The sequence below is a fragment of the Acinetobacter sp. YH12046 genome (genome assembly GCF_013419905.1).
Classification (GTDB): domain Bacteria; phylum Pseudomonadota; class Gammaproteobacteria; order Pseudomonadales; family Moraxellaceae; genus Acinetobacter.
Map to the genome: position 1 here is coordinate 19,982 of NZ_VOZF01000032.1, position 8,936 is coordinate 28,917.

Genomic DNA, 8,936 nt, shown 5'->3' on the forward strand with positions numbered 1-8,936 from the left:
AATATTTTATCGTGCACATTTCACTCGAATGTGCACTTAACTACCGTTTGTCGGCTTATTTGCATCGATTAAAGCTTAATCTGAACAAAATGTGACTAGTTGATTCAGGCCTTTTTAGTTATCCACAATGTTATCTATAAGCACTTTTTGCCAGCTTTGATATGCTATGCCTTGCCGGATAAGGCTTATGCAAGAATCAATAAAAATTGGGATCTTTTTGCAAAAGATTAAGATAAAACTTCAGAAAAATATTTAGCAAAATGTCAATATTGATCTACCCTAAATTTTCCCGTATCTTGTGTTCAATTAATTTTATAACCACTAGGTCTTGTGTTTATTCCTCGAACACTGTGGCACGATTTTTGCCCAGTTCAAACGGTCCATAAACATAAAAATAGATGACAATGGAGCTATGCTAACATGAGCGTAATCACGTCCACTCCGGGTCAACTTCAGGTGATTAAACGCACCGGTGATGTTGCCGCTTTTGATGCAGAAAAAATTTCTGTTGCAATTGGAAAAGCATTTTTGGCAGTAGAAGGCCAGCAAAGTGCAGATTCGAGCCGTATACACGACCGTATCGAACAATTAACGGAAATGGTTCTGAATACATTCAAACGCCGTTTACCATCGGGTGGCACGATCCATATCGAAGAAATTCAGGATCAGGTTGAACTTGCGCTGATGCGTACTGGCGAACAGAAAGTTGCACGTGCCTATGTCATCTACCGTGAACAACGTTCTGAAGCGCGCAAACAGTTAGGTGCCAACCATCACCCTACACTGCAAGTCACTGATGCAGAAGGTAAGTTAAAGCCGCTTGACTTAAGCGAATTGACTGCGACTGTGACTCGTGCTGCTGAAGGCCTTGAAGGGATCGACGTACAGGCGATTGTCGATGAGACCGTAAAAAACCTTTATAACGGTGTAAAAGAGTCTGACATCTCTACAACCATGATGATGGCAACTCGTACCCGTATTGAGCAAGAACCTAACTATACTTATGTGACTGCACGTCTGTTGCGTGATGACCTGGTGGCTACCGGTTTAGAGTTCTTGGGTCTATCCACTGATACTAATGAAGGTGATGCACTTGAAACTTTCCTGAAAAAAGGGATTGAGTTAGAGCTTCTTTCACCTGAATTGTTAAACTTTGACCTGGCTAAGCTGGCTGCAGCGATTCAACCAGAACGTTCAAACCAGTTCACTTACCTAGGTCTGCAAACCCTATTTGACCGTTACTTTATCCACTCAGATGGCGTGCGTTTCGAATTGCCGCAATTGTTCTTCATGCGTGTGTCTATGGGTCTTGCCCTGAACGAAGATAACCGTGAAGACCGTGCAATCGAGTTCTATAACTTATTGTCTAGCTTCGACTACATGGCGTCTACGCCTACCCTGTTCAACTCAGGTACGCTACGTCCACAGTTATCTAGCTGCTACTTAACTACAATTGATGATGATCTGTTTGACATCTATGGCGCGATGCGTGATAACGCAATGCTGTCTAAATGGGCAGGCGGTTTAGGTAATGACTGGACTCCAGTTCGTGCCCTGAACTCTTACATTAAAGGTACAAACGGTAAGTCTCAAGGTGTGGTGCCATTCCTTAAAGTTGCCAACGATACTGCTGTTGCAGTAAACCAGGGTGGTAAACGTAAAGGTGCGGTATGTGCATACCTGGAAACCTGGCATCTGGATATCGAAGAATTCCTTGAGCTGCGTAAGAATACGGGTGATGACCGTCGTCGTACTCACGACATGAACACTGCGAACTGGGTTCCTGACCTGTTCATGCAACGTGTATTCGAAGATGCTGAATGGACACTGTTCACACCTTCTGAAACGCCTGATCTTCATGATCTGACTGGTGCAGAATTCGCTGAGCGTTATGCTTACTACGAAAGCATTGCCAAAGAAACAAACATGTTGCACAAGAAAATCCGTGCAAAAGATTTGTGGCGCAAAATGCTGTCTATGCTGTTCGAAACAGGCCACCCATGGATCACGTTCAAAGACGTATGTAACCTGCGTTCACCACAACAACACGTAGGTGTGGTTCACTCTTCTAACCTGTGTACAGAAATCACCCTGAACACCAGCAAAGAAGAAATCGCAGTATGTAATTTAGGTTCGATCAACCTGGTACAACACATTCAAGGCGGCAAGCTGGATCGTGAAAAACTGGCTCGTACAGTAAAAACTGCGGTTCGTATGCTCGATAACGTGATCGACATCAACTACTACGCAGTTCCACAAGCACGTAACTCGAACCTGAAACACCGTCCAGTCGGTATGGGTATCATGGGCTTCCAGGATGCGCTTTACGAAATGGGTATGGCTTACGGTTCTGACGCTGCGGTTGAGTTTGCTGATGAATCAATGGAAGTGATTTCTTACTACGCAATTTCAACTTCAAGTGACCTTGCTGTTGAACGCGGTACGTATGAAACATTCAAAGGTTCACTGTGGGATCAAGGTATTCTGCCAATCGACTCACTTGACCTGGTTGCGAAAACTCGTCCAGAACGCATGTTTGAAGTAGACCGCACACAACGTCTGGACTGGGACACTTTACGTGCCAAAGTTCAAAAAGACGGTATGCGTAATTCGAATGTGATGGCGATTGCGCCAACTGCAACTATTTCGAACATTTGTGGTGTGTCTCAATCCATTGAGCCTACATTCCAGAACCTGTATGTGAAATCTAACCTGTCTGGTGAATTCACAGTGATCAACCCGTACCTGGTACGTGCGTTGAAAGAACGTGGTCTTTGGGATGCAGTGATGGTCAATGACCTGAAACACTTTGAAGGTTCAGTACAAAAGATTTCTCGTATTCCTGAAGAATTGAAAGCGATCTTTGCGACTGCGTTTGAAGTTGAGCCACGCTGGATCGTAGATGCTGCTTCTCGTCGTCAAAAATGGATCGATCAGGCGCAATCTCTGAACCTGTACATCGCTGGTGCAAACGGTAAGAAACTGGACATCACTTACAAGATGGCTTGGTTACGTGGTCTGAAAACCACTTACTACCTACGTGCATTAGGTGCAACTTCTGCTGAAAAATCAACCATTAATACTGGTGCATTGAATGCAGTTAAACCTGCAACTGTTGCGGCTCCTGTAGTTGCAGCGCCAGTGGTTGAAGAGAAAAAACCTGAAGCGCCTGTAGAGGAAGAAGGTTTCACTCAAGCAGCGCCAGTGCCACAAGCATGTTCAATTGATAATCCTGATTGTGAGGCTTGTCAGTAAGTTAGCTGGATTAGGAATCAACCGAGATTTATCTCTTATATTGCGAATTAGCAATGGTTGATTCTTATGAGCGGTTAGCATAAGAACTCACTTTTGCTAATTCGTCATGATTGATTCCGTAAAGGAATAGAACATGTCGAAAAAGCTTAAAGAATTTAAAAAGAAAGTTCGCATTGTACGCAAGGAAATTCAGATTTTTTGCTTCACATGCTTATTACCTTGCTCAGTTGCAATATTGGTTTCGATAAACCAAGCAAATGAACAAAACATAAAAAATCTTAAGTCAACTACTCAGGTAGTTACTTAATACAAAATCCCCCCTAAATCCCCCTTTTCCAAAGGGGGACTTCCGTGTAAGCAAAAGAATTCACGGAAATCCCCCTCCTTTATTAAAGGATGGGTTTGGGGAGGATTTAATATTTAACAATAAAGGAAACCTCAATGCCCCATATGACTCACAATTACATGTTAGGACTTGTGGCATTGATCCTTTCCTTTGCCATTACCTTTTACGCACCGATTGCTTACTTCTGGTTTAAAGTTCGCCAGCAACAGCGTAAACAAAATAAGTAGTGGGGATTTATCTCTGAACAAATTCAGAGCATTCATCGACAAAACTTAATTTTGTTTACACAAATTGAGCGTATAGTAAGACATCTCAGCACTGCTGGATGTCTAATAAAAGATATAAAGCAACTAGAGAGAATTGATATGTCTATCCTAAGTTGGGACGATTTCGAAGATGATTCGCAAAAACCGGCTGCACCTGAACAGCAGCCTACGCCCGTCGAGCCGAAAAAAACGGCTAATCCGCAGATGGTATCTGATGCAAGCAACACATCGTCGAATGTGGCAGCTGCACAACCCGCTGCAGCCCCTCGAAGCGCAGGATCAAATTCAACCGATTCACTGGCAAGAGCATCTGCTTCCCTAGACCAACTGGACGTTGCGCCTGGTCTTGAAGAACTTGAGATGGGCGCACAGCGTGTACAGGTTGATGATAAACGTATGATCAACTGCCGTGCTGACTTGAACCAGTTAGTGCCATTCAAATACGAATGGGCTTGGCAGAAATATCTGGATGGTTGTGCGAACCACTGGATGCCTCAAGAAATCAACATGAACCACGACATCGCGTTGTGGAAGTCTGAAAATGGCTTGACTGAAGATGAACGTACCATCGTGATGCGTTCACTTGGTTTCTTCTCTACCGCGGATTCACTAGTAGCAAACAATCTGGTATTGGCGATCTACCGTCACATCACCAACCCTGAATGCCGTCAGTACATCCTGCGTCAGTCATTTGAAGAAGCGATTCATACGCATGCTTACCAGTACTGTATCGAGTCTTTAGGTATGGACGAAGGTGAAGTCTTCAACATGTACCGCGAAGTCCCATCAGTTGCACGTAAAGCGGCTTGGGGCCTGAAATATACACAATCTCTAAGTGATCCTACTTTCAAAACCGGTACACCAGAAAACGACCAGATCTTGCTTCGCAACCTGATCGCATTCTACTGTGTACTTGAAGGTATCTTCTTCTACTGCGGTTTCACCCAAATTCTGTCTATGGGTCGTCGTAACAAGATGAATGGTGTTGCTGAGCAATTCCAGTACATCCTGCGTGATGAATCTATGCACCTGAACTTCGGTATTGATATGATCAACCAGATCAAGATCGAGAACCCACATCTGTGGACTGCTGAATTCCAGCAAGAAGTGATTCAGATGATCCTTGAAGGCACCATGCTTGAAATCGAATATGCACGTGACACGATGCCACGCGGTGTATTGGGCATGAATGCCGGTATGATGGAAGAATACCTGAAATTTATCTGTAACCGTCGCTTGAGCCAGTTAGGCTTGCCTGAACAGTTTACTGGTGTGAACAATCCATTCCAGTGGATGTCAGAAATGATGGATCTACGTAAAGAGAAGAACTTCTTCGAAACTCGCGTAACAGATTATCAAACTGGTGGCGCGTTAAGCTGGTAAGAAATATCACATAATATATAAAGTATTATGATCAAAAAAACCGCCTAAAATGGCGGTTTTTTTATTGGATGAATGCTTAACTTATTTCATCTTTTCAACGATTTGTTCAGCTTTTTTCAGATGTGTCGCTACCGCAGTACGGGTGTGCGTCAACATGCTTTTTAATTCCGCATTTTTCGCACTTGGAATCAATTGTGTATCCAAAGTGTTCAGGGCTTTACGATGTACTTCAACCTGACTCATCATATAGTCTTTATCGGCTGCAGATGGCTTGCTCAGGTCAGTAACAATCTTGTCATTATCGCTTTGCAATGCCGTACTGAGACTGCTTGCTTGAGGAGTTAATTTTAAACGGTCTGCCAGAGCCTGGCCTTTTTTCTCGTTCGCTGTATGTTCGCTAATCATCATTTGCGCATACTTACGTGCGTCATCTGTTTTAAGTTTTGGCAAAGCTGTTTTTGCCTGTTTAATTTCACCGTTATTGACCGTACTTACAACCTTAATCACTTGGCTCTCAGTTAAATTCATTCGGCTGTCATTTGATGCTTTAGAATTTGCTTGAGCAGCAGTTGAAGATTGCTGATTCATTGCCATTGTTTGACCAGCAGTGAATAGCAATACACCACTCATCGCAACGCAGTTAATCATCTTCTTCATTGGAATAGCTTTCATCATGACACCCTTTAATGTTTTATTAATTAAAATAGCCTTTATAAAATAGGTGAATTCACTAAAAAAATAGTGTAATGTTTAAGTTGTTTTATGAGATCAATATATAAGCATTTATTAACTTAAGCAAAGTCTGTTGGGGATTAGTTTCTTATTCAAACTCTACGTAAAAATTCGCAATATATTTATATTGAATAAAATACTAAAATTAATTAAGTTATTGATTTAAATTATATTTTATAAATTTCAGTATATTTTTAGCCTTATTAAACTTATCTTAGTTTTGCTCCATTAAATCATTCCTTATTATTCAACAAATTAAGAAAATCTAAATTTAACTAAATTATTCGTTATCGGCTAAATCAACTTCTTATTAATCAGAACTTCTAGCTTTAGATAGTGAAAATTTATTACCTAAATATTTTTATAAAAGCTTGATCTCAAAATAAATTTCCTATGTTACTATCGGCCATATATGAATAATATTTATACAAATCCATAATAGCCAGAAGATAAATAGAGAGGGCTTATGAAAGGTTCCATCCTGGATTTTTCTATTCAAGATAATACGGGTTTTATCACAGGGGATGATAACAACCGCTACAGTTTTAGCGGTGCAGACTGGCGTGGACAACGCCCTCCTTCACGCGGTGACCGGGTTGATTTTATTGTTAACTCAACCGGTCAGGCAGCAGATATTTATCTGGCTTTGGGAAACTCGATTCATCTGGGAGAAAGCATTAGCAATCAGATTAATAAATATTCCAATCTGGATCAGGCTGAAGAGAATTACAGCAGTATCGATTGGTTCGTAAAATGTCTAACCAATTATGCAAACTTTTCAGGTCGTGCACGCCGTAAAGAATTTTGGTTCTTTATGCTGTTTTGTGTAATTTTAAGCATTATTAGTGAAGCCATTGATGCAGTTTTAGGCACCAAGCCTTTGGTGAATGGCCTGCTAAATTTAGCGCTTCTGCTCCCAAGTCTGGCTGTAGGGGCACGTCGCTTGCATGACATTGGACGCTCTGGATGGTGGCAATTGCTTGTACTGACAGGGATAGGAGCCATTTTACTCATTATCTGGTGGGCAAGTGATACCAAAAAAGAAAATAATGAATATGGTGCTCCTGCCAAGTAATGGAACATTACATATCCCGTCTTGATACGGGATATGTTTATAGATTATTTAATTTAATATCAAAGCAATACGTAGGCAATTCATGCTGCAAGATCAGTTATCCAAACTTCCCAATGCAATATGGGTGCAAATTTATAAAGATAAAATGCAACTGATGGACAATGAGGGCACGATTGTGCAAACAATGGTGCCTCCCGTTCCCTATGCGCATGAACGCAGCATCATTGCCGACTTTAATGCTGCCTCAGACACCCTAAAACAGCTGGTATCTACTTCAATTGTTCAAAAACTTTGGGGCTCTACAACGCTGCTGCAAGTTATGGATATGCCTGAAGAGGGTCTGACAGCTCTTGAACAGCGTGCCCTGCTAGAATTAGGTTATGAAAATAGTGCACAAAAGGTGATTCTGTATGATCCCGCAGGTCAGGAAATTACGAAAGCGAGCTTAAGCACCACTTATCCTAAAACCAATCTAAAAATCTTTCTGGTTATCTTAATTGTCGTCATTGCTGCTTCTATCTGGTTTTTAACACTTTAAATGCCCATGTAAAATTAAAAAATCCCGCATTAAGCGGGATTTTTTAATTGAAGTTCAATGACATCATAAAATTTTATAAATCATCCATTCTGAACCTGCTGATCAGATTGGATTATATTTAATGATGTCATCCAGCTGTAAAGTTGCACTGTCTACATTCTGCAATATCAGCAAATCAGCGCGCGCAAAGGTGGTATCGGTATCGGAACCATCACGATCGATCGTCACGACTGTATCATCTCCACGTTGTTCGAGCGTGATATAGTTCCCCAGATTTGATGCATCTACTGCCTGATCACTTAATAATGCAGAGATATCGATGGTATCACCTTCAACTGCATTGAAGTCAGTCCAGGTATCTGTACCATTACCGCCTGTTGCATCAGCATTATTCATTAAATAATAGATCGCTGTGTCTGCTCCTGCACCACCCGTCAGGATGTCATCACCTGCGCCACCCTGTAACAGGTTATCTGCTGGATCGTCGGCATAGTTAAGAATCTGGTTTACGCGATCAATATTGATCACCAGATTTGCTGAAGCACTTTCCTGATCGGCCTGTCCCGCATTACGCGTTACCGTATATTCAAATACTTCACTCAGTAATGGGCCCTGTCCTACTGCACTATTGTATTCATAACTGAAATTACCATTTTCATAGAGTTTGAGCTCACCATATGTCCCTTCGATAAGGGTAAAGTTACCTCCTTCATCACTTAAATCGAAAGTTACTGGCTGCCCATTAATCTCAGTTAATACGCCACCCGCCCAATTATCCGCTTGTGTGCCGTCGGCTGAAGTTTCCTGAATATTGCCTGTTGCACGGTAGATTTCTCCATTGACTTCGTAGACTTCAGCAGTGGTTCCACCAAATAGCGTTAATGGATTACTTAAGGCTTCTTGAGCGATCAGGTCTATTAAGCCATCAACAGCTGGTAAAACATCATCCAGCCCTAAAGTACTTAGCAATGCATTTAATGATCCGAGCAAGGTATTTAAACCAGTCGTTAGGCCAGTTTCTTCAAGCACGGTATCTAGCAAAATATCGCTAACTAGTGGTTCAACCAGGTTATCGAATAATGCCTGGCCTGCACCATCTACCCCTTCTAAAATTCCATTTAGAAGCGCATCTAATGCTGTACCCAATCCTAAAGTAACCCGAATCCTGCTTAAGCCGATGACTTCATAATTTGAATTGTTGGCTTATTTTTATAGATCAGTTGATATGCACACAAGGACGCGTAAATCCCTCCTAGAAATCCATGAACACTACGTGCTTTGCTTGTCACTAAATTGTACTGACCTTTCAATAAACTGAATAAAGTCTCTATCTTATTGCGC

The 8,936-nt window shown here is 41.7% G+C and carries 7 protein-coding genes and 1 pseudogene; 5 read left to right on the plus strand and 3 right to left on the minus strand.

Annotation, left to right across the window (positions count from 1 at the left end):
- Positions 1–420 precede the first annotated feature (420 nt).
- The 3 genes from FTU03_RS13780 to FTU03_RS13785 all read left to right on the plus strand — a co-directional run bounded on the left by FTU03_RS13780 (position 421) and on the right by FTU03_RS13785 (position 5,250).
- Positions 421–3,255, plus strand: coding sequence for a ribonucleoside-diphosphate reductase subunit alpha (locus FTU03_RS13780; protein WP_179993292.1), 2,835 nt, complete (start codon positions 421–423; stop codon positions 3,253–3,255).
- 441 nt (positions 3,256–3,696) lie between these two features.
- A complete protein-coding gene (locus FTU03_RS16265; RefSeq protein ID WP_257218527.1) occupies positions 3,697–3,828 on the plus strand; it encodes a hypothetical protein in 132 nt (43 codons plus the stop codon).
- A gap of 138 nt (positions 3,829–3,966) precedes the next feature.
- Entirely contained in the window at positions 3,967–5,250 is a 1,284-nt protein-coding gene (locus FTU03_RS13785) for a ribonucleotide-diphosphate reductase subunit beta (RefSeq protein ID WP_004785102.1), read from the plus strand.
- A gap of 81 nt (positions 5,251–5,331) precedes the next feature.
- On the opposite strand, the gene FTU03_RS13790 is transcribed toward FTU03_RS13785, so the two are convergent.
- Positions 5,332–5,922 carry a DUF4142 domain-containing protein gene (locus FTU03_RS13790; RefSeq protein WP_179993291.1) on the minus strand — a complete coding sequence of 197 codons (591 nt, stop codon included), beginning with the start codon at positions 5,920–5,922 and terminating at the stop codon, positions 5,332–5,334.
- Positions 5,923–6,448: 526 nt separating this feature from the next.
- Here FTU03_RS13790 and FTU03_RS13795 point away from each other — a divergent pair.
- A complete protein-coding gene (locus tag FTU03_RS13795; RefSeq protein WP_159124294.1) occupies positions 6,449–7,057 on the plus strand; it encodes a DUF805 domain-containing protein in 609 nt (202 codons plus the stop codon).
- A gap of 82 nt (positions 7,058–7,139) precedes the next feature.
- The gene (locus FTU03_RS13800) at positions 7,140–7,595 is read left to right on the plus strand and encodes a hypothetical protein (RefSeq protein WP_034706330.1); all 456 of its coding nucleotides are present in this window, start codon (positions 7,140–7,142) and stop codon (positions 7,593–7,595) included.
- Positions 7,596–7,697: 102 nt separating this feature from the next.
- On the opposite strand, the gene FTU03_RS13805 is transcribed toward FTU03_RS13800, so the two are convergent.
- On the minus strand, positions 7,698–8,741 hold the full coding sequence (locus FTU03_RS13805) for a type I secretion C-terminal target domain-containing protein (protein WP_179993290.1): 1,044 nt from the start codon (positions 8,739–8,741) through the stop codon (positions 7,698–7,700).
- A 23-nt stretch (positions 8,742–8,764) separates the two neighbouring features.
- Positions 8,765–8,936: pseudogene (locus tag FTU03_RS13810) on the minus strand (IS982 family transposase); the annotation flags it as partial.